General features: G+C 63.6%; 17 protein-coding genes and 2 riboswitches. Of the genes, 13 read left to right on the top strand and 4 right to left on the bottom strand.

The features are described from left to right. Positions 1 to 97 precede the first annotated feature (97 nt). The 3 genes from NDN01_RS13775 to NDN01_RS13765 all read left to right on the top strand — a co-directional run bounded on the left by NDN01_RS13775 (position 98) and on the right by NDN01_RS13765 (position 3,464). Complete coding sequence (locus tag NDN01_RS13775) at positions 98 to 2,155, top strand: M13 family metallopeptidase (RefSeq protein ID WP_272622067.1); 2,058 nt, start codon at positions 98 to 100, stop codon at positions 2,153 to 2,155. A 136-nt stretch (positions 2,156 to 2,291) separates the two neighbouring features. Continuing rightward, positions 2,292 to 2,684 (top strand): immunity 8 family protein, encoded by a 393-nt coding sequence (locus NDN01_RS13770; protein WP_272622065.1) that lies wholly within the window; start codon positions 2,292 to 2,294, stop codon positions 2,682 to 2,684. 12 nt (positions 2,685 to 2,696) lie between these two features. Beyond that, complete coding sequence (locus tag NDN01_RS13765) at positions 2,697 to 3,464, top strand: IS5 family transposase (RefSeq protein ID WP_272622063.1); 768 nt, start codon at positions 2,697 to 2,699, stop codon at positions 3,462 to 3,464. Here the strand turns inward: NDN01_RS13765 and NDN01_RS13760 are convergent. Both NDN01_RS13760 and NDN01_RS13755 read right to left on the bottom strand, forming a co-directional pair. Then, complete coding sequence (locus NDN01_RS13760) at positions 3,461 to 4,489, bottom strand: cupin-like domain-containing protein (protein WP_272622061.1); 1,029 nt, start codon at positions 4,487 to 4,489, stop codon at positions 3,461 to 3,463. The genes NDN01_RS13765 and NDN01_RS13760 overlap by 4 nt on opposite strands. After that, positions 4,486 to 5,178, bottom strand: coding sequence for a SapC family protein (locus tag NDN01_RS13755; RefSeq protein WP_272622060.1), 693 nt, complete (start codon positions 5,176 to 5,178; stop codon positions 4,486 to 4,488). Before NDN01_RS13755 ends, NDN01_RS13760 begins: the two co-directional genes overlap by 4 nt. A 400-nt stretch (positions 5,179 to 5,578) precedes the next feature. On the opposite strand from NDN01_RS13755, the gene NDN01_RS13750 reads away from it, so the two are divergent. The 7 genes from NDN01_RS13750 (at position 5,579) to NDN01_RS13720 (ending at position 16,459) form a co-directional block, all read left to right on the top strand. Continuing rightward, a complete protein-coding gene (locus NDN01_RS13750; protein WP_336298301.1) occupies positions 5,579 to 8,428 on the top strand; it encodes a TonB-dependent receptor in 2,850 nt (949 codons plus the stop codon). Between the two features lie 55 nt (positions 8,429 to 8,483). After that, positions 8,484 to 10,028 carry a tryptophan halogenase family protein gene (locus NDN01_RS13745; RefSeq protein WP_272622057.1) on the top strand — a complete coding sequence of 515 codons (1,545 nt, stop codon included), beginning with the start codon at positions 8,484 to 8,486 and terminating at the stop codon, positions 10,026 to 10,028. 97 nt (positions 10,029 to 10,125) lie between these two features. Further along, a riboswitch (glycine riboswitch) is annotated at positions 10,126 to 10,213 on the top strand. Position 10,214: 1 nt separating this feature from the next. After that, a riboswitch (glycine riboswitch) is annotated at positions 10,215 to 10,280 on the top strand. A gap of 108 nt (positions 10,281 to 10,388) precedes the next feature. Beyond that, on the top strand, positions 10,389 to 11,735 hold the full coding sequence (locus tag NDN01_RS13740) for an L-serine ammonia-lyase (RefSeq protein WP_443025250.1): 1,347 nt from the start codon (positions 10,389 to 10,391) through the stop codon (positions 11,733 to 11,735). Positions 11,736 to 11,854: 119 nt separating this feature from the next. Beyond that, a complete protein-coding gene (locus NDN01_RS13735; RefSeq protein ID WP_272622055.1) occupies positions 11,855 to 12,325 on the top strand; it encodes a MarR family winged helix-turn-helix transcriptional regulator in 471 nt (156 codons plus the stop codon). Then, positions 12,316 to 13,725 (top strand): efflux transporter outer membrane subunit, encoded by a 1,410-nt coding sequence (locus NDN01_RS13730; protein WP_272622054.1) that lies wholly within the window; start codon positions 12,316 to 12,318, stop codon positions 13,723 to 13,725. Before NDN01_RS13735 ends, NDN01_RS13730 begins: the two co-directional genes overlap by 10 nt. Continuing rightward, a complete protein-coding gene (locus NDN01_RS13725; RefSeq protein ID WP_443025119.1) occupies positions 13,722 to 14,924 on the top strand; it encodes an HlyD family efflux transporter periplasmic adaptor subunit in 1,203 nt (400 codons plus the stop codon). The genes NDN01_RS13730 and NDN01_RS13725 overlap by 4 nt, the downstream gene beginning before the upstream one ends. Beyond that, entirely contained in the window at positions 14,924 to 16,459 is a 1,536-nt protein-coding gene (locus NDN01_RS13720) for a DHA2 family efflux MFS transporter permease subunit (protein ID WP_272622053.1), read from the top strand. The genes NDN01_RS13725 and NDN01_RS13720 overlap by 1 nt, the downstream gene beginning before the upstream one ends. A 111-nt stretch (positions 16,460 to 16,570) precedes the next feature. Here NDN01_RS13720 and NDN01_RS13715 read toward each other — a convergent pair whose 3' ends face one another. Both NDN01_RS13715 and pal read right to left on the bottom strand, forming a co-directional pair. Next, positions 16,571 to 16,951, bottom strand: coding sequence for an MliC family protein (locus tag NDN01_RS13715; RefSeq protein WP_272622052.1), 381 nt, complete (start codon positions 16,949 to 16,951; stop codon positions 16,571 to 16,573). Next, positions 16,941 to 17,450 (bottom strand): peptidoglycan-associated lipoprotein Pal, encoded by a 510-nt coding sequence (gene pal / locus NDN01_RS13710; protein ID WP_336298300.1) that lies wholly within the window; start codon positions 17,448 to 17,450, stop codon positions 16,941 to 16,943. Before pal ends, NDN01_RS13715 begins: the two co-directional genes overlap by 11 nt. A gap of 275 nt (positions 17,451 to 17,725) precedes the next feature. On the opposite strand from pal, the gene NDN01_RS13705 reads away from it, so the two are divergent. The 3 genes from NDN01_RS13705 to NDN01_RS13695 are packed head-to-tail and all read left to right on the top strand — an operon-like array spanning position 17,726 to position 20,615. Beyond that, complete coding sequence (locus NDN01_RS13705) at positions 17,726 to 19,234, top strand: ATP-binding protein (protein ID WP_272622051.1); 1,509 nt, start codon at positions 17,726 to 17,728, stop codon at positions 19,232 to 19,234. Then, positions 19,231 to 19,920 (top strand): response regulator transcription factor, encoded by a 690-nt coding sequence (locus NDN01_RS13700; protein WP_272622050.1) that lies wholly within the window; start codon positions 19,231 to 19,233, stop codon positions 19,918 to 19,920. Before NDN01_RS13705 ends, NDN01_RS13700 begins: the two co-directional genes overlap by 4 nt. Next, positions 19,917 to 20,615, top strand: a complete 699-nt coding sequence (locus tag NDN01_RS13695; protein ID WP_272622049.1) for a pirin family protein — start codon at positions 19,917 to 19,919, stop codon at positions 20,613 to 20,615. The genes NDN01_RS13700 and NDN01_RS13695 overlap by 4 nt, the downstream gene beginning before the upstream one ends. Positions 20,616 to 20,677 lie beyond the last annotated feature (62 nt).

Raw genomic sequence — 20,677 nt, 5'->3', positions numbered from 1 at the left:
GCTGCGCCATGCGGCGGCATCTGCCCAGGTGGTATCTGGCGTAACCGGAATCTCCGGTGTACTCCTCACGTCATACACCTTTGGAGAGGTTTGTCTGATGAAGCGTCCCACGATCTTTCTCGCCGCCCTGCTTGCCACCACCGCCTGCACCCAGAGCGCGCCCGCGCCGGTCGCTGGAACGGCAATCGGCATCGATGTGGCGGGAATCGACAAGGCGCTGAAGCCCGGCGACGATTTCGATGCTTATGCCAATGGCGTCTGGCGCGCGAAGACCGAGATCCCGGCTGACCGGTCGAGTACTGGCATCTTCCTTCAGGTGTTCAATGTGGCGGAAGGGCGCAACGCGCAGCTGATCGCCGAGGCCGCCAAGGCGAATGCCGCGGCCGGAACCGATCAGCGCAAGATCGCCGATTTCTACAATGCCTATCTTGATACCGTCGGCATCGAGAAACGCGGCCTTGCCCCGATCAAGCCGGAGCTTGATGCGATCGCCGCGATCGCCGACAAGGCTGCGCTGGCCCGGGCGCTGGGCGCGGATCTGCGCGCCGATGTCGATCCGCTCAATGCGACCAATTTCCGCACCGAGCATCTGTTCGGCCTGTTCGTTACCCAGGCGCTCGACAACCCGAGCCAGACAGTGCCCTATCTGCTGCAGGGCGGCATCGGCATGCCGGAGCGCGATTACTATGTCTCGGCCAAGCCGGAGATGGCCCAGCTCCGCACCGCCTATAAGGCGTACATCACGAAGGTCTTCGGCCTGGCCGGGATGAGCGATCCGGGCGCCCGTGCCGATCGGGTGATGGCGCTGGAAACGAAGATCGCCAGTGCGCATGCGGGCTATGTCGATAGCCAGGATGTCCACAAGGCGAACAACGCGTGGAAGCAGGCTGATTTCGCGAAGAAGGCGCCGGGGATAGACTGGAACGCATTCTTCGCCGCCGCGGGCCTGTCCGGTCAGCAGGACTTCATCGTCTGGCATCCCGCCCCGACCACGAAGCTTTCCGCCCTGGTGGCAAGCGAACCGCTCGATGCGTGGCGGGACTGGCTGGCCTTTCATCATCTCAACACCGTCACGGCGGTGCTGCCCAAGGCGTTTGACGACGCCTCGTTCGATTTCTTCGGCAAGACCTTGAGCGGCACGCAGCAGCCACGTCCGCGCGACAAGCGGGCGATCGCTGCCGTGAACAATAATCTGGGCGATGCGGTCGGCCAGATCTATGTCGCCAAATTCTTCCCGGCTTCATCCAGGACCGACATTCAGGGCATGGTGAAGAACATCCTCGCCGCGTTCGACAAGCGTGTCGAAAACCTGACCTGGATGGCGCCCGCGACCAAGGCCGAGGCACGCAAGAAGATTCAGACGATGCGTGTCGGCGTCGGCTATCCCGATACGTGGCGCAATTATGGGTCGCTCGATATCAAGGCTGATGATCCGCTCGGCAATCTCGAGCGCGCGCGTTTGGCTGAATACAAGCATCAGCTTGCCAAGATCGGCAAGGCGCCGGACAAGGGCGAGTGGTGGATGACGCCCCAGACGGTCAACGCGGTCAACCTGCCGTTGCAGAACGCGCTCAACTTCCCGGCGGCGATCCTCGAAGCCCCCTTCTATGATCCGAAGGCGGACGCGGCGGCGAACTACGGATCGATCGGTGCCACGATCGGCCATGAGATCAGCCACAGCTTCGACAATACCGGCGCCGAGTTCGATTCGAGCGGCAAGCTGCGCAACTGGTGGACTCCCGCGGACTTCGCCCATTTCAAGCAGCAGAGCGCGACCCTGGCGAAGCAATATGATGCCTATGAGCCGCTCCCCGGGCTTCACCTCAACGGCGAGCAGACGCTGGGCGAGAACATCGCCGACGTGGCTGGCCTGACGGCGGCCTACGAGGCATATCGCGCATCGCTCGGGGGCAAGGAGGCACCGGTGATTGACGGGCTGACGGGCGATCAGCGCTTCCTGCTGGCCTTTGCGCAAAGCTGGCGGGAGAAGACTCGCGAGAAGGCAGTGCGTCAGCAGGTCGCGACCGACGGGCATTCGCCGGGCAGGTTCCGCGCTCAGACGGTGCGCAACCTCGATGCGTGGTACAAGGCGTTCGATGTGCAGCCGGGCCAGAAGCTGTACCTTGCGCCGGATGCCCGCGTGAAGGTCTGGTAAAGGGTAGGGCGGGTGCCGGTGAGGCGATCGATAAGGCGTCGCCGTCGCGCCCGCCCAGGTGGGGCCGGCAAGATTGGACTAGGTCGTGAACTCATAAAACGTAGGCATGGAAGAGCCGTTCAGCTAAGGTGAACGGATGGAAGCCGAACTGCGGTCCTTGTTTAGCACCGACGTTGACGATCTGGCGTCATACGCGCCGGGTGAGACGTTCTGCCTATCTCTTCGCGCCTTGATCGGACCGAAGGGTGCTCCGGGCGAGGAGTCTTTCGACTTCGAGGTATGCTCGCCCGCTTGGCTCGCTGCTGAGGTCAAACGCGAGAACCTGGTGTCCGGCCGGTTCTGTCTGTTCATGGTGAACTTCGACTACGGAGCGGTCGAGCGTTATGTCGCTAAGCGGATTGCTCAAGCCACCGGGAATGATTGGACGGAGGTGGCTACGAAGCTGGCCCGATGGTCACGATGGGAGTTCGAGGACTACGTAGAGCCCCCATCCGCGCGGCAAATCCTTTCCAAGCTCTTCAAGAGGTGATTCAGCGTCGGCATGAGCCGATACGACCTGACCGACTTCGAGTGGCGCACGATCGAGCCACTGCTGCCCAACAAGCCTCGAGGCGTGCCGCGCATCGATGACCGGCGTGTGCTGAACGGCATTTTCTGGGTGCTGCGCTCCGGTGCGCCCTGGCGCGACCTGCCCGAGCGCTACGGCCCGCGCACAACCTGCTACAACCGCTTCTTGCGATGGCGAAAGGCGGGCGTCTGGGACCGGCTGATGGATGCCATTACCGCCGCGCATGATGGCGACATCCAGATGATCGACAGCACCTCCGTTCGCGCCCACCAGCAGGCCGCAACGGAAAAAAAAGGGGGTGCAGATCACTGTCTCGGTCGATCACGCGGCGGGCTCACGACCAAGATCCACGTTGTCGTCGACGCGCAAGGCCTTCCGATCCGGCTTGGTCTGACCGCCGGGCAGACGCACGATGGCCAGATCGCCGACACGCTGCTCGACCACCTTGGCCCGCGCACCATCGTGCTGGCGGACAAGGCTTACGATGCCGACCGCATCCGCCAGCTGATCCAGGATCAGGGCGCCACACCCAACATCCCGCCGAAAAGCAACCGGAAGTGGAAACCCTGCTTCAGCAAGCGGCTCTACCGTGAGCGCAACATGATCGAGCGGTTCTTCTCCAAGCTGAAGCACTTCCGCCGGGTCGCCACCCGCTGCGACAAGCTCGCCGCAAACTTTCTCGCCATGGTCCAGCTCGCCTCAGTGCGCCTGTGGCTCCGGGCTTATGAGTCTACGGCCTAGATGTCCCTCAAAAGCTGCATCACCCTCGCCCGGATGAGTCCGTAGTTTCCGTCTCGCAAGGGCCCGAGGATGCCGTGGCGTGCCTCGGGCATATGCGCCAAAGGGTGCCCTTCACTGCGAAAGACATAGTGATCGAACATCGCTTTCCATGCAGCCCGTTCGGCCGGTGGCCTTTCAGCGATAGCGATCATCGCTAGCAACATGGTCGTGTCGGGCGCGTCGGGTCCGATGCTCCAGCCATCCCACCAATAGTTGATGAGCACATTGACGGGTGCTGTCGCTTCGACCTGATGCCACCATAGTTTCGGTAGATATAACGCGTCTCCGGGCATAAGCCGAGCGACGGAGGCTCTGCGTTCGGCGCCTGCGAAACGCGGATAGCGTGCTTCCTGGCCAACGGCACCGGAGGCAAGACTGATCGGACGGCCAGCCATCGTATAATCGACCGGCCCGACGTACAGGTCGGCGACCGCATCAGGCGGGTAGAGAGTGAATGTCCGCTGGCCTGCGATAACGCAGGCGATATTGTCGAATGTGTCGTTATGGCAGGATATGTTGGACGCGTTTCCGATCCAGATTCTCGGCCCTATCCGGGCAGGAACTGCCGGTGTACGGTTCTCTGCGGAAAAACCGGGGAGAAAAGCTTCCGTTTCCGCAGAGCCCATATAAACGGTGGGAGAACCGGCACGGCCGGCGTTGGCCACGATTTGGTCGAAAGCGCCAAGCAAATCCATCTCGACGCGTTCAAAATTAAATCCGTCCAGACGATCGGTATAGGTATAGCGACCAGCGATGACCGAATCCCCGACAAAAGCCTCGGCCCTGCGGCTCATCGCAAACCGCGCAAGATAGGCACGCAGCGCTTCCAGGGAAGTCTGGGCAGCCCGCACTACCGGCCAATTCGAAACTGCGCCGCGAATGATGATTGGCTGACAGGCTTCCATAACCGCGCGACGAAACACGCGCTCGTTGGCAAGCACATCAGTGCCGATTTCGATCACGTCCGGCGGAGCGCCCTCGCTCACGGCTTTGCAGCCAGTCGTTCGTTCCGACGGCGAGCTAATGTCGCAACTTGATTGACCGAGAGAGACATCGTCCACGCTGCCTGCAAATACCCACTTCGAAAAAGAGCAATGGTATCGTTATCATGAATGTCTCTCAGATTGTCACGGCTTATCGTGTACAATCCATTCAACGTCAGTTCTTCTCCGTCGTCGAATTTCAATGATATATCAATGGGTTCAATTAGGTTTAGGCGCAATAATTCGGCGATGAAGGCGCGCGTCGCCTGCATGCCGGTTGCGAGTTGTCCCACGACGCGTTGAATGCGTCGGAGAGCCTCGCTCGGATTGCCATCCTCCTCGAACAAGGGATCTGTGGCAACCAGGTCGAAACGCGCGTGTGCGGAGTCGATGGCAATGCCGTCGTCGGCGATGAAAAAACCCTGACGCCTGAAATCGAGGGGCTGAAAGACAGGCTTTCCGGATCGATCCTGGTCTACCAGCAATTCACCCGGCTGGAAGCCGAACAGGGCAGCGGCGTAAAATTCGCCCGTTCCGGAGTCCTTGGCGAAAAATATGGGGCAAGTAATTGCCGCAATGTGGAATTCTTCCGTCGTTATCGTGACGAAGTGGGGCGACGGTCCGCTTGGGTCGGGTCGCATTCGCAGGTTTCTGTGCGTCTCGTTGTTCAGGATTTCCAGCTCTTGGGCCACCTCTACCTCCCCTTGTCTTTCTATCTGATCCGACACGCATACGCCGGCATGGAAGGCCGCGATTCGTTGAAATCAAACTCGTGTCGGGTGTGGGTTCAATGCAACAGGTTTGACCATACGTCTATTACTCCGACAAATTATGCTTGATAGCGGTAACGTAGATGGATAATTTGCACATGACCGAAGCGACAGATTTTCGGATTTGGGAGGATGTTTGCGCGCCCCGCAGGGGTTTTAGGCGCCTCTAGATCCGTGAATGCGCGGTCGAAACCGCCGTGTTTGGTGTCGGTGCATCCGGCCCATTCGAACGAAATAGAGGGGGTAACACCACATGATTGAGTATTGGCCCGCACAGGATCGGGTTAGCATAAGAAAGCTGCTGTTGACGGCAGCTTCCGGCGTGATCGCGCTCGTTTCCGTCACGCCCGCGCTCGCGCAGGAAGCCGCCTCGGCCGGCGCTTCCGAATCCATCACCGCCGAGGAAGAAGACGTAATTGTTACCGGTATCCGGGGTTCGCTTCAGCGCAACCTGGATATCAAGCGCGCCGCGTCCGGTGTCGTCGACGCGATCTCGGCCGAAGATCTCGGCAAGTTCCCGGATTCTAACGTCGCTTCCGCGCTACAACGTCTGCCCGGCCTTTCCATTCAGCGCTCCGGTGCGCGCGGTGATGCGACCGGCGTCAGCATCCGCGGCTTCGGCGGCGACTTTGTCGATACGCTGTACGACGGGCGGCACATCTCGACCGCGACCGGTGGCCGCGGCGTCGACTTCACCACCGTCGGCTCGGACTTTGTCGGCCGCCTGAGCGTCTACAAAACGCCCGACGTGGAGCTTTCGACGAGCGCAATTGGCGGCACCATCGACGTGTCGTTGCCCAAGCCGTTCGACCGCGACGGTTTCCACCTCGCCGCCACGGCTTCGGGTTCGCTCCAGTCGCGTGACGGGAATGTGCGGGCGACGGGCGGCGCGCTGGTTTCTAACACGTTCGCTGACGACACGATCGGTGTGCTCGCCGACGTCGCCTATACCCGCCGCGACACGACCTCGAACCACGTGTTCGTGCCTGGCTGGGTCGGTGCCAACTTCGCGCCGTGCCAGACCGGCCCGATAGGTTCGTCCTGTTCGCCGACCAGCGACTCGACCACAGCCGCCTGGGCGAATCCAGCCAACCGGAACTCTGTACTCACCTGGTTCCCGCAGCAGCAGGGCATCGAGCAGACCAACACCCGGGACGAGCGTGTCGACGGTCGTATCGCCATCCAGTGGCGTCCGACGGACAGCATGGTGCTGACGATCGACGACAATTACAGCCGCCAGACGGTGCACAGCAGCGCCTACGGCTATGCCGCGTGGTTCAACGGCTCTGATCTGCGCAACGTGAAGTATGATTCGAACCGGACAGTGGTTGATTTCAACCAGTTCGGTACGCCGATGGATTTCAACGCCAATCAGTCGCGCAACATTTACGAGACCAATCAGGTTGGTGCCAACCTGAAGTGGGACGTGATCGAACACCTGACGTTCGAACTGGACGGCGCAATCTCCCGCAGCACCCGAAACCCGGGCAATAACGGTTATAGCGACAGCATGGACATCGGCTACGGTGGTACCAATGGCAGCACGACCATTCTTGGTGCCAACACCGGCCTGAGCATCCTGGGCCCAAGCAGCGACTATCTGCCGCAGATTCATGATGTTGGACCCGCGGGCAATGTCGGGCAGTTCACCAATCAGTCGCTCATCGGCTCGCACGTGATCGTTCGTGGCGCGCCATACAATACCGACCTCGTCAAGCAGTTGAGGGGATCGCTCGGCTGGAACAAGGACGGCTTCTCGGTGAAGCTGGGTGCCCAGTATATTGAAGACAAGCTGACCCAGCAGTCGACCAGCACCTTCTCGAACGGCGTGTTCGCGAGCCGTTCGGGCTATGGTACGCCGTCGGGTCGTCCGGGCGGAAGCAGCGGCGGCATCGCGCCGCTGCCGTCCACTGTCTATCAGGGGACGATCGGCACCGGGAACTTCATCCCGGGGTATAAGGGTAGCCTCGCGCCCTCGATCATCGTTTACGACCCTTATCAGGTCTATAAGCTGCTCGAGGCTTCAGGCGGTTCCGTCGCACCCACTCTCGATCCGGGTAGCATCCTGGAAGTGCGGGAGAAGACCTATGCGATCTTCTTCAAGGCCGCGTTCGACAATGAGATCGCCGGCATGCCTTTCCATATCGCGGCCGGCATTCGGAACGAGGGCACCACCGTGAATACCACCGCGGTCGGACGTCAGGTTCTAGGCCTGTCGATTCCGGCAGGCGACCCGACGCTCATTCAGCCGAACCCGGCGCTTGGGCCGAATACCCCGAAGGATGGTTATTCGGCGCAGCAGCCTATCTCGCGGAGGTCCAGCTACAGCTATTTCCTGCCTAGCCTCGACGCGAAGCTGGAAATCACGCCCAACCTGATCTTCCGTCTGGATGCGTCCCGGACGCTGACCCGTCCGGCGCTCGCTGATCTTCGTCCGACGGTCAACCTGGGTACGTTGCGTGTCGGCAGCCTCTCGGCCAGCGGCGGCAATCCCGACCTGAAGCCGTATCTGTCCGACAACTTCGACGCGGCCGTCGAGTGGTACTATCAGCGCAATTCGTATTTTGCGGCAAACTTCTATCTGAAGCACATCACCAACTTCATCGTTGGCGGTGTGACGCAGGGACCGATCAACAACGTGATCGATCCAAGCACAGGCAAGCTCGCAATCTTTAATATCAACTCCCGGGTCAATGGTCCGGAGGCGACGGTGAAGGGTGTCGAGCTTGCGCTACAGCACGTGTTCGGCGGCAGCGGCTTCGGTTTCAACGCCAACGCTACCTTGCCGACGTCCAACCGTCCCTATGACGCTACTAACGTTTCGGGAGGTTCCTTCTCGATCACGGGTCTGGCGAAGTCCGCAAACTTCGTCGGCTTCTATGACAAGAACGGCTTCCAGATCCGCGGTGCGGTGAACTGGCGTGACAAGTATCTGCTGGCTCTTGGCCAGGGCCAGGGCGGCACCTTCGGTGCCGAGCCTGTCTTTGTCGACCAGCAGCTTCAGGTTGACGCCTCGGCAAGCTACGACATCACGAAGCAGATCACCGTCTTTGGCGAAGTCACTAATATCAACAACTCGACGTACAGCACCCATGGTCGCTTCGACAACCAGGTGCTTGATGTCTGGTCCTATGGTCGCCGCTTCACTTTCGGAGCGCGCTTCCACTATTGACGTTCGGACTGTCGGGGGCGCCTGATGCAGGCGCCCCCTCTTTTTGCAGGATCCTATGGTCACCCGCACTCGCAATATCGTGATCGTCGGCGGCGGTACCGCCGGCTGGCTGACGGCCGGCATCATCGCCGCGAAGCACCGCAGTAGAATTCCGCATGATTTCACGGTTACGTTGGTGGAATCGCCCAACGTACCCATCATCGGCGTAGGGGAGGGAACCTGGCCAACCTTGCGCTCGACCTTGAAGAAAATCGGGGTCTCGGAAACCGATTTTTTCCGGGAGTGCGATGCCGCTTTCAAGCAAGGCGCAAAGTTCGCCCGATGGACGACGGGCGCCAATGACGACGCATATTACCATCCTCTCATGCTGCCGCAGGGCTTTGCGCAGCTAAACCTCGTGCCCCATTGGCTGGCGAGCGAAGGTGGCGACAGCTTCTGCGACATGGTCTGCGCGCAGGGGAAGATCTGCGATGATGGACTGGCGCCCAAGGCGATCACGACGGCGGAATTCGAGGGCGCCGCAAACTACGCCTATCATCTCGACGCAGGCAAATTTGCTCCTTTCCTTCAACGCCATTGCTGCGAAAAGCTTGGCGTGCGTCACGTGCTGGCCGACGTCCGGACTGTGACTCAGGCCCAGGACGGTGACATCCGGAGTATCGTGACCGAACAGGCCGGTGAGATCGAAGGAGATCTCTTTGTCGATTGTACCGGTTTCAAATCATTGCTCCTGGGCGAGACGCTAGGTGTCCCGTTCAAGGAATGCGGCGACGTGCTGTTCTGCGATACCGCGTTGGCGGTGCAGGTTCCTTATGAGGATGAATCCAGCCCGATAGCGTCGCACACTATCTCGACCGCTCAGTCCGCCGGATGGATCTGGGATATCGGTCTGCCGACGCGGCGCGGCACGGGGCATGTATTTTCCAGCCGTCACATTTCCGATGAGCAGGCGGAGCGGGAATTGCGCGCATATATCGGGCCGGCAGCGGATGGACTGTCAGTGCGCAAGATATCGATCCGTTCGGGGCATCGCGAAACCTTCTGGAAGCGCAACTGCGTGGCCGTTGGGCTTGCTGCCGGGTTCCTTGAGCCGCTCGAAGCATCTGCCATTGTTCTTGTCGAACTGTCGGCGAAACTGATCGCCGAACAGATGCCTGCGTGCCGCGAGGTGATGGATATCGTGGCGTCCCGTTTCAACGCCACGACATCATATCGCTGGGGGCGCATCATCGACTTCCTCAAGCTACACTATGTTCTGACGAAGCGCACCGACACCGCCTTCTGGCGCGACAATGTTATGCCGGAGACGATTCCGGATCGTTTGCAGGAATTGCTCCATCTCTGGCGCTATCAGCCCCCATGGGTACATGACGAATTCGACCGTATCGAAGAGGTATTTCCGGCAGCCAGCTACCAATATGTCCTGTATGGAATGGGCTTCGAAACTGAGATCGAGCCAGCCGCGATCGCAGCCGACAGCAGACTGGCCGAGCGCGTAACGCGAGAGAATCGGTCGAACATCGATCGACTGCGCGGAAGCCTTCCTCGACATCGCGATCTTATCAAGAAGATCGTCGAGCACGGTCTCCACAAAATCTGACGTCGGCCTTGTCGTTCAACTCGGCTAGTCTGATATGCGACATCGCTTAAAGCACCGCAGCTCCGATTGACTCGGGGCTGACGCTCGCTCAGGGACGAACCGTCGCACGGGAGAGATCGGCTTCGGCCGGCGCCGAAGGAGCAACCGCCCCGGAAACTCTCAGGCAGAAGGACCGCGCGACACAGACACTCTGGAGAGTGGTGCCTCGGCACCCGCCGACGGGATAACGATCTCAGGCAAACGGACAGAGGGGGCATGCCGCGGCGCTCGCGCCGCCAGACGGAGCATGCCTCAGTGACGTCAACTCTCGTGACCTCGACTCTTCCGGACCCGCGCCATCGTCCGATCAGCATCGCGGAGATGTTCACCATCGGCATTGGCCCGTCCAGTTCCCATACGGTCGGCCCGATGCGCGCGGCGGCGGATTTCGCGCGGACGATTCTCGCTTTGCCCGGACGTGCGACCAGGGTCGGTTGCGCCCTGTACGGTTCGCTGGCCCTGACCGGCATCGGCCATGGCACCGACGTGGCGGTCCTGCTCGGCCTGGCTGGCTGGGAACCTGAAACGGTCGATCCCGAAGCGGCCACGGCGATGGTCGCCGGGTTCCGCGCTGAGAACGCCCTCTCGCTTGGGCAAGGCGGTGGCGATGGCGGTTACCGGGTCGAGCTTGAGGGGAAGGGAGGAATCGATTTCCATCCCGAGCGCTTCGAGCCCGAACACCCCAATGCCCTCGACCTGACTGCCTGGTTCCCGGACGGGACAAGCCATGTCCAGCGCTACTACTCGGTCGGCGGCGGTACGATCCGGCGCGACGGGGAGCGGCCTGAACTGGGCAATGTCGCGGTGCGCCATCCGTTCACCTCGGGCAACGAACTGCTGGCCGCGGCGGCGATCGAGCGCATCTCGATCAGCGAGCTGGTACGCCGCAACGACACGGCATGGCGCACCGCCGCCGAGACTGACGCGCTGCTGGACGGGGTCGCTGATGCGATGCGCGGCTGCATCGATCGCGGGATGCTGAAGGACGGTATCCTGCCTGGCGGCCTCAGCGTCCGCCGTCGCGCGAAGGGGTTGCATGAAGCGCTGATTTCCCGGTCGGAACGCGGTGCACCGTCGCACACGATCCAGTGGGTCAGCCTCTGGGCGCTGGCGGTGAATGAGGAGAATGCTGCGGGTGGCCGCGTGGTCACCGCGCCGACCAACGGCGCCGCCGGGATCATCCCCGCGGTGATCCGCTATTACGAAACCTTCGAGGGACCGGCAACGCGTGAGGGCGTCAGGATCTTCCTGTCGACCGCGGCCGCGATCGGCATGCTCTACAAGACGCGCGCGTCGATCTCGGCGGCCGAGATGGGGTGCCAGGGAGAAGTCGGCGTCGCCTGCTCGATGGCCGCCGCCGGTCTCGCGGCGGTGCTCGGCGCGACCAATGCGCAGATCGAGAATGCCGCTGAAATCGGGATCGAGCACAATCTCGGGCTCACCTGCGATCCGATCGGCGGGCTCGTCCAGGTGCCCTGCATCGAACGCAACGCAATGGGCGCGGTGAAGGCGATCAACGCGGCCTATCTCGCGCTCGATGGTGACGGCACGCATATCGTCAGCCTCGATCAGGCGATCGAGACGATGCGCCAGACCGGCGAGGACATGCGCTCAAAATACAAGGAAACCAGCATGGGCGGCCTGGCCGTGAACGTGGTGGAATGCTGATCGATCCGGGTGCGCGGCGGCGGCCCAGATAGGGCCCGCATTTTTTCCGGCGCGGCGCCTTGCGTCGGGATTGTCGTGACCTTATTAGTTGCCGAAGCAATCATTGCTGGAGCAACGACGTGCCGGTTTACACCCGCGGGGAGTTCAATCCCGATGTCTCGGTCGGGTATCTGACCAAACGCATTTACCAGTCTGCGCTGGTCGGGCTTGAACCGATCTTCGTGGAAGAGGGCATCTCCCATCTGCAATGGTCGGCGCTCGTGTCGATCTGGTATGATCGCGGTCCGACTTGCCGCGCGCTCGCCCATGACCTGGGCCATGACAAGGGCGCCACGACTCGCCTGGTCGATTCGCTTGAGGAGCGCGGCTTCGTGGCACGCGATCGCGACGCGGACGACCGGCGCGTGGTCAATCTAGTCCTGACCGACAAGGGACGGGATATCGCCGAGCGGTGCATGCATGGCGTGGTCGACCGGTGGAACGGCTGGCTCGATGGCTGGTCGACCGAGGACGCGGGACAGTTCATCAACCATCTGCAGCGGTTGCGGACCTCGCTTGAGGCCAGCGTCGGAGACGATTCATGCGCCTGACCGCTCTCGCTCTCGCCACCACTGCTTTGCTTGCCGGCTGCGCCATCCCGGCGTCGCGGCCCGAGGTCGTGCCGATTGCGGATTCAGCGCTTGGCCTGTCCGGCGGCGGCGATTCAGCTACCCCGGTGATCGTGGACGGCTGGTGGCGCTCGTTCGGCGATTTCCAGCTCGATCGGCTGGTCGCCGATGCGCAGGCGGGCAATCCTTCGCTTGAGGCCGCGCTCGCCCGCGTGCGTCAGGCAAGTGCGATCCTGTCGAGCCAGCGTGCGCAAAACGGGCCCAACGCGGTATTCGACGGCCAGGCGCAAGTCGCGCGCCTGAGCGGTCAGTACCAGATCCCGCCACCCTTTGCTGGCACCACGCGCTTCATCGGCCAGGCCCAGGCAAGTCTTGACTGGAATCTCGATCTGTTCGGCCGGCAAAAGGCCGTGATCGCCGGTGCCCGTGCCTCGACTCGGGCTGCCGCGCTCGACGCGACCGCGGCGCGGCTCGCGCTCGCCGGGTCAGTCGTGCAGACCTATATCGAGCTGGCGCGCGCGGAGCGGCAGGCGGCGCTCGCCGGGCGGACGATCGCGACACGCGAAGGGTCGCTGCGGCTGGTACAGGCCCGCATCCGCAACAAGCTGGCGAGCGACCTCGACGCACAGGCTGCCCACACCTTGCTTGCGCAGGCGCAACAGGCGCTGGTGCGCGCAACGGCGCAGCGGGTCCTGGCGGCGAACGCGCTGGCGGCATTGGCCGGGCGCGGCCTGGACTATTCCGCGACCATCGCGCCCGCGACGTTGCAGCTTGACGCTGCCCTGCCATTACCGGCGACGATCCCGGCCGATCTGCTCGCGCGACGGGCTGACGTCGCCGCGTCGCTGGCGCGTATCGATGCGGCGTCGCAAGGGCGGCTGGCTGCGCGGCGTGCCTTCTATCCGGACGTGAATCTCTCGGCACTGGCCGGACTGCAGGCAATCGGGGTCGGCAATTTCTTCAACGCCGATGCCGGCACTGCCGGCGCGGGTGCCGCGATCCATCTTCCGATCTTCGACAATGGCCGGCTCAAGGCGAGCCTTGAGGGCGCGACTGCAGGGGTCGATCTCGCCATTGCCGACTACAATGGCAAGGTCGTCGGCGCGGTACACGAAGCTGCCGATGCGCTGGCCCGTATCAGGAGCTCGGCGGAAGATCGTGCCCGTCAGGCGGAGGTCGTGCGGGGTCTTGCCGAGACCGGAAGGCTCAACACGATCCGGGTGTCGAGCGGGCTCGAATCCCGCCTGGGTCTTGTCGACAATGACGTGCGGCTGCTCGACGCGCAGCAGGCCGATGCCAATCTCGCGGCCGACGCCGCCAGCCAGCGCGTCGCGCTGGTCCTGGCGCTGGGTGGCGGTTTCGATCCGAAGGACGTGAAATGACCAAGATGGAAAAGATCGAGGCGACCGACGCGCAGGCCGCTCCCGCGCAGGACACGCCACCGGCCGCGCCCGTGCGCGGAAACCCCGGCGCGCGGCGACGGGGGCTGACTATCCTTGCGGCGGTCGTCCTCATCGCGGCGATCGTGTGGGCGGTGTTCCACTTCCTCCTCGCCGCGCCGGAGCAGGAGACTGACGACGCCTATGTCGCCGGCGACGTCGTGGCGATCACGGCGCGCGATCCGGGCACGATCCTCGCGATTCATGCCGACAACACCCAGACGGTGCGCGCCGGCCAGCCCCTGCTTGATCTCGATCCCGCCACGGTTGATGTCGGGCTCGCCGCGGCCGAGGCGGAACTGGCGCGGTCGGTCCGCGCGACCCGGTCCGATTTCTCCAAGCTCAACGAGACTGGTGCGGCGGTAGTTCAGGCCCAGGCTGAACTTGCGCGTGCGCAGAACGACCTTGCGCGGCGTCGCGGCGCTGCGGCCGAAGGCGCCGTTTCGGGCGAGGAACTGAGCCATGCCGCCGACGCGGTGAAGGTTGCCTCGGCAAACCTGGCGCTCGCCCGCAGCCAGCAGGCCCAGTCGCGCACCGGGGTACAGGGCACGACCGTCTCGACCAATCCGGCAGTGCTCGCCGCGATCGCCGCCTATCGCCGTGCGGCGATCGTGCGCAGCCATATGCACATCACCGCGCCGATCGACGGTGTGGTCGCCCAGCGCACGGTCCAGCTCGGCCAGCAGGTTGCGGCCGGCACGCCGCTGATGGCGGTCGTTCCGCTCGATCGGGTGTGGGTCGATGCCAATTTCCGCGAGACGCAGCTCAAGGACATCCGCATCGGCCAGCGTGCGACAGTGACGGCTGACATGTATGGCAGCGGCATCGTCTATCACGGCCATGTCATCGGCCTCGGCGCTGGGAGCGGCAACGCTTTTGCGCTGCTCCCGCCGCAGAATGCCAGCGGCAACTGGATCAAGGTGGTCCAGCGTCTTCCGGTGCGGATCGCGATCGATAGCGCCGACCTGCAGCGCAATCCGCTCCGCGTCGGCCTGTCGGTCAACGCGACGGTCGATACCGCCGATACGTCCGGTGCCAGGATCGGCGCGCCCGCGCGGCAGGCCTATCGCGACGGCGCGTCCGACGGCGGCGATCCGAAGGTGGAGGCGCGCATCGCGCAGATCATCGCGGCGAACCGCTGATGGCCAGCGCCGCCCCGGCGCCGCTCCGGGGCGGTGCGCTAGCCCTTACCGCCTTCGCGCTGGCGCTCGGCACCTTCATGCAGGTGCTCGACTCGACCATCGCCAACGTCTCCTTGCCGACGATCGCTGGCAATCTTGGCGTCAGCAGCGACAATTCGACCTGGATCGTCACTGCCTTTGCGGTGGCCAATGGCGTGGCGGTGCCGCTGACCGGCTGGCTGATGGGCCGTTTCGGCGTCGTGAAGACCTTCAGCGTTTCGGTGCTGCTGTTCACGCTCGCGTCGTTCCTGTGCGGTATCGCCTGGGACCTGCCGTCGCTGATCGGCTTCCGCATCCTGCAGGGTGCGGTGTCCGGTCCGATGATCCCGGGCAGCCAGGCGCTGCTGATCGCGATCTTCCCCTCGGATAAACGGTCCACCGCGCTCGGCATCTGGTCGATCACCACGCTGGTCGCGCCGATCATGGGGCCGATCCTCGGCGGCTATATCTCCGACAATTATCACTGGAGCTGGATCTTCCTGATCAACGTGCCGGTCGGCCTGTTCTGTGCCGCGGTCTGCTGGCGGAGCCTGCGCACCCGCGAGACGCCGACGCGCAAGCTGCCGATCGATCAGGTCGGGCTGATCCTGCTCGTGCTGTGGGTCGGGTCGCTTCAGATGATGCTCGATCTCGGCAAGAACGACGACTGGTTCAATTCGACGCGGATCGTCGTGATGGCGGTGATCGCCGCGATCGGTTTTGTCGCCTGGGTCATCTGGGAACTGACCGACGCCAACCCGACTGTCGACCTGACCCTGTTCAAGAGCCGTAATTTCCTGTTCGGGTCGATCGCCTTCTGCCTCGGCTATGCGGTGTTCTTCGCCAACACGCTGATCCTGCCGCTATGGCTCCAGACCCAGCTTGGATATACTGCCACCTGGGCCGGGCTGGTCGCCGCGCCGAGTGGTGCGGTGGCGGTCATCCTGACGCCGTTCATCGCGCGCGCCTCTGGCAAGGTCGACGCGCGCATCCTCGCGTCGATCGCGTTCATTGCGTTCGGCATCTCCTATTACATGCGGTCGGGCTACACGACGGGCGCCAGCGCGTGGGATTTCATGCTGCCGATGCTTGTCCAGGGCGTGGCGATGAGCACCTTCTTCCTGGCCATGGTGACCATCTCGCTTGACGGCATTCCGCCGGAACGCATCCCCTCGGCGACGGGCATATCCAACTTTGCGCGCATCACCGCGGGCAGTTTCGCCGCGTCGATCATCACCACCGCATGGGACAGGCGCGAGGCGCTGCACCAAAGCCATCTTTCCGAAGCGATAGGGACGGGATCGCCACTACAGGCAGCACGCTCGGCGCTTGGGCACCTTGGCCTGACCGATCTGCAGGCGGCGGGGGCGATCTCCCGGCAGATGGTGGGGCAGGCCTATCTGCTCGCCTCGACCGATCTGTTCCGCGTGTCGGCCTGGCTCTGCGCGATCCTGGTCGGCATTGTGTGGCTGACCCGGCGCCCGCAGCCTCCCAAGGGGCCGATCGCGGCTGACTGAGCTTCCCACTGGAATGTGACGTCGATCAGTCGGTCATTCCGGGCTTGACCGGCGGCGGGTCGCGAAACCGGTTGGTACCCGGCACGGCGATGCCAAATCCGGGATGACGGTTCAAGCTGGACTGGTCAGGCCCTGGTCGCTCAGGCGAAAGCCAACTTCGCTACATCCCTTATAGGGGCCGCCAGCGGCGCCGATCAGGACGGCACGGTCTTCGTCCTGGGCAAAGGCGACATGGTCGGAACCGTAGCGGACGCCCTGCGATGCCGGGCGCCGTACCAGATCGTAGCGGCGTTCGCCCGTGTCGATCCGCACCTTCCCGTTCGAGAATTGGGCGGAGAAGGAACTGCCTGAATCGCAGTCATATCGCCGCTCGTCGGTGGTCACGGCGCTTTTGTCATGGGGTGCGCACGCGCCGGTCGCCAGGCAGGTCAACAGCCCGATCAGTGCCGGCGCGATACGCGGATGGGGGCAGCGAAACAGATCAGCCGCCATTGTTCCCGATCACGATCGACACGGCGCGCCGGTTGGCGGCGTAGGACGTCTCGTCGGAACCGAGCGCCTCGGGGCGTTCCTTGCCGTAGGAGATAGTCCTGATCCGCATCGGCGAGATGCCTTCGGCGGCGAGGAGGGCAGCCGCGGCCCGGGCGCGACGATCGCCCAGTGCGAGGTTGTAGTCACGCGTGCCGCGTTCGTCGCAATGGCCTTCGATGGAGAAGGCGACGTCGGGGTGCCGGCGCAACCACTCGGCCTGGCGAACCAGCGTCTGGCGCGCTTCCTGGGTGAGGGTGAAGGAATCATAGCCGAACAATACACGGTCGCTGCCGGCCGACGCGGCAAGATCCGCCTGCAGGCTTGCCAGCGTGTTCTCCACGACGGGAGTCTCGCCCGCGCCGGGTGCATAGCTGTTGCCGTCGACCGGCAGGCGCTTGCTCGCGCAACCCGTCAGCATCGCGGCGCCGATCACGGCGGTCAGGACCAGTTTGTTCATCATTCGCTCCAGGGGAGTTGAGTCGTGCAATGCCTAGGACGGAGCGGGGGAGGGGTGTTACTATAGGTTTTTTATGCATGGACTGACCGGCCGGCGTGCCCCTATCCCCATTTGGCGAGCCCCTCCGTTGCGGCCCCTCCGCACGGTCTTTCCTCCCCCCGGAGGAGGCGCTCCATCACCACGGCGGTGGGCAGCCCGATGCTCCCCTCCCAAGAGCTAGCGCCCGCCGTCGTGGACCATCAGGGTGCGGACCGAAGGCAGGGAAAACCGGATAATCGATGACGGATGGCCGCACCTCGTTGTTCGACACCATGCGCGGGGTGAAACTGCATCTGAGCCCCCGGCAGTTCCTGCTGACGATCTTCCTGGTCGTTCTGTCAGCTACTGGTTCCTTCGCCGCCTCCCAGGTCAGCGAGGTCGCGGCGGCGCTCGTCTTCGTGCTCGGGATCACGGTGGCGGGCGCGCTGTGCGGCCTTGCCTCGGCCCTGATCGCCGCGCTGGTCGGTTTCCTGATCTACAATTTCTACCTGACCGAGCCGGTGCTCACCTTCCGGCTTGCGACGGGCAGCGACGCCGCGCCGCTGGTCGTCTTCAATCTCTGCGCGCTCGTGTCCGGGGTGCTTGCCGGGCGGCTCAAGGACCATGCGGAGGCTGCGCGCGTCAGCAACCTGCAACTCAATAGTCTGCTCGAACTGAGCCGGGCGCTGCAATCCGCGCTTCGATTGCAGGATGTCGTCGCAACGGTCGGCAAGGCCGCGCATGACATTCTCGGGGCGCGCGTGTCGCTTTTCCGTGCCGAGGGAACTGATCTGGTCTCGCTCGACCAGATCCCGCACGATACGCGATGGCGCGCATTCGCCGCGACGGTGCTGTCGAGCCCGGCGCCGATGCTTCGGGACGGCGGCCTGCTCGGTCGTCGTTTGGAACGCGGAACCGGGGCGCCGATCGCGATGGTCGTCGAACCCTTTCGCCCTCGCGGTATCGAACCCGCCTTCGTCAATGCACTCGGCAACATGGTCGCGCTGACTCTCGAACGCGCCGCACTTTCCGAACAGATGACCGAACGGAACGCTTCGGCGCGCGCGGAGGAATTGAAGAGCGCGTTGCTCGCATCGGTCAGCCATGATTTCCGCACGCCGCTCGCGGCGATCAGCGCGTCGGCGTCGAGCCTGATCACCTATGGGGAAAAACTTGATCCGGAGACCTCGATGCGCCTGTTGCGGGGCATCGTCGACGAAGGCGAGCGGCTCAATCGCTATACTGCGAACCTGCTCGAGATGAGCCGGCTTGAAACGGGCGGCGGGCCTGCGCCGCTGCAGATCCTGAGCGTCTCCGAAATGGTCGCTGCGGCCGTTCAGCGCGTACGGTCGCGGGCGGGCGCGCGCGCGATCATGATGCGCGATCGCGAATCCGATCTGCTGATCGCGGCGAATCCGGCCTTGTTCGAACTAGTCCTGATCAACATCCTCGACAATGCGATCACCTATAGCGACGACGGCACCCGCATCCGGATCGAGATAGCGCGGACCGACGGCCTTTGCCGCATCGCCATTACCGACGAGGGCTATGGCATTCCCGAACAGGATGCGAAGCGCGTGTTCGACCGCTTCTACCGTGTCGCGCGAAGCGAAGCTTCCCCGCGCGGCAGCGGGCTCGGGCTCGCGATCGCCAAGGGTTTTGTCGAGGCGCTCGGCGGGACCATCGGGGCGACCGTTCCGGGCATCGAGGGCCGCGGCACTCTCATCACCATCTGCCTGCCGCTTGCCGAAGGAACCCGGGCACCATGACCCATATCCTGCTTGTCGATGACGAGCCCTCGCTTGTCGCCGTGCTTCAGCCTGTGCTGGGGGCCGCCGGCTATCAGGTCAGCGTGGCCTCGGACGGGAACGGCGCGTCCAGTCTTGCACTTTCGGAACGGCCAGACGTCGTCCTGCTAGACCTCGGCCTGCCCGACATGGATGGCAAGGACGTCATCAAGCGCATCCGTGCCGCCAGCGAAGTGCCGATCATCGTGATCTCGGCGCGCCATCAGGAGGCCGAGAAGATCACGGCGCTGGACAATGGCGCCGACGATTATGTGAACAAGCCGTTCGAGATCGGCGAACTCATGGCACGCATCCGTGCCGCGATCCGGCGCGGCAATAGCCTTGAAAGCGAGCCCGAGGCCTATCGCGGCGGGCCGCTCGAAATCGATTTTGTCGGGCGCCATGTCAGGCTCGACGGGGAACCGGTCAGGCTCTCGCGCAAGGAATATGATCTGCTGCGTGCCCTCGCGCTCAGTGCGGGGCAGGTGGTCACGCACAAGCGACTGCTTGCCGCGGGATGGGGGTCGGAGGGCGCGGACAGCCAGTATCTGCGCGTCTATGTCGGCCTGTTGCGGCAGAAGATCGAGGAGGATCCGGGCGATCCGCGGCTGCTGATCACTGAGCCCGGCGTTGGCTACCGCCTCACCCCGGGGGTGAGGGAGGGATGATCGAGCTGCGCGCCCGCGACGAGCTGGGCCTCACGCGACTTGCCGGGCTGGAGGCGTTGCATCATTTTTCCTTCGGGCAATATCAGGATGCGGCGCGGGGCCATTGGGGTGCCCTGACGACGCTGAACCACAATCTCCTCGAACCGCGCACTGATATGCCGCCTCACCCGATCGACGGCGTCGATATCCTGACGATCGTGCGCAAGGGAGTGATCGCGCACCGGGTCAACATGGATGCCGTCGACCGCACTCTCGCGGGGGAGGTGCAACTGCTCTGCCCCGGCCGCGGGATCGTCCATGCCCAAAGCAATCCCGGCGCGAAGCTGGCGGAATTCGTCGAGATCAGGCTGCGCATGGAGACGGTGCCGGAGCGGGTGCAGCGGCGCGTCGTGAAGTTCCCTGGCCGTGGCCACACCGGACGCCTCGCGCTGCTGGCCAGCGGCTTTTCGGAGGACAGGCCGGCAATGCTGCTGCATTCGCGCGCTCGCGTGTTCGGCGCGCGCCTGCCCGCGCGGGGGGCGTTGGACTATATCCTGGGGCGGGGACGGCGGGCCTATGTGATGACACTCGGTGGTAGCGTCGAGGTCAATGGACAGGCCGTCGGACCACTCGAAGGCGCCGCCATCGCGAGCGAAAGGGAGATCCGGATCGAATCCCGCAAGTTCGCCGAAATCCTCCTGATCGATGTTCGCTAGGGTCATATTCTCTGGGACCGTGACGGAAAACGGAGCCGTTCGCGGGAGAATGGCCGGATCGA

The sequence above is a fragment of the Sphingomonas sp. QA11 genome, assembly GCF_028473665.1.
Lineage (GTDB): Bacteria > Pseudomonadota > Alphaproteobacteria > Sphingomonadales > Sphingomonadaceae > Sphingomonas > Sphingomonas phytovorans.
The sequence above is the reverse complement of the archived record's forward strand: the minus strand, read 5'-3'. Positions and strand labels throughout refer to the sequence as shown.

What these genes read in the sequence shown, in the direction of transcription:
- NDN01_RS13725 (WP_443025119.1), top strand. Translation starts at nt 13,722, where the DNA reads ATGACCAAGATGGAAAAGATCGAGGCGACCGACGCGCAGGCCGCTCCC.
- NDN01_RS13730 (WP_272622054.1), top strand. Translation starts at nt 12,316, where the DNA reads ATGCGCCTGACCGCTCTCGCTCTCGCCACCACTGCTTTGCTTGCCGGC.
- NDN01_RS13765 (WP_272622063.1), top strand. Translation starts at nt 2,697, where the DNA reads ATGAGCCGATACGACCTGACCGACTTCGAGTGGCGCACGATCGAGCCA.
- NDN01_RS13705 (WP_272622051.1), top strand. Translation starts at nt 17,726, where the DNA reads ATGACGGATGGCCGCACCTCGTTGTTCGACACCATGCGCGGGGTGAAA.
- pal (WP_336298300.1), bottom strand. Translation starts at nt 17,450, where the DNA reads ATGATGAACAAACTGGTCCTGACCGCCGTGATCGGCGCCGCGATGCTG.
- NDN01_RS13740 (WP_443025250.1), top strand. Translation starts at nt 10,389, where the DNA reads ATGTTCACCATCGGCATTGGCCCGTCCAGTTCCCATACGGTCGGCCCG.
- NDN01_RS13700 (WP_272622050.1), top strand. Translation starts at nt 19,231, where the DNA reads ATGACCCATATCCTGCTTGTCGATGACGAGCCCTCGCTTGTCGCCGTG.
- NDN01_RS13745 (WP_272622057.1), top strand. Translation starts at nt 8,484, where the DNA reads ATGGTCACCCGCACTCGCAATATCGTGATCGTCGGCGGCGGTACCGCC.
- NDN01_RS13720 (WP_272622053.1), top strand. Translation starts at nt 14,924, where the DNA reads ATGGCCAGCGCCGCCCCGGCGCCGCTCCGGGGCGGTGCGCTAGCCCTT.
- NDN01_RS13770 (WP_272622065.1), top strand. Translation starts at nt 2,292, where the DNA reads ATGGAAGCCGAACTGCGGTCCTTGTTTAGCACCGACGTTGACGATCTG.
- NDN01_RS13775 (WP_272622067.1), top strand. Translation starts at nt 98, where the DNA reads ATGAAGCGTCCCACGATCTTTCTCGCCGCCCTGCTTGCCACCACCGCC.
- NDN01_RS13695 (WP_272622049.1), top strand. Translation starts at nt 19,917, where the DNA reads ATGATCGAGCTGCGCGCCCGCGACGAGCTGGGCCTCACGCGACTTGCC.
- NDN01_RS13715 (WP_272622052.1), bottom strand. Translation starts at nt 16,951, where the DNA reads ATGGCGGCTGATCTGTTTCGCTGCCCCCATCCGCGTATCGCGCCGGCA.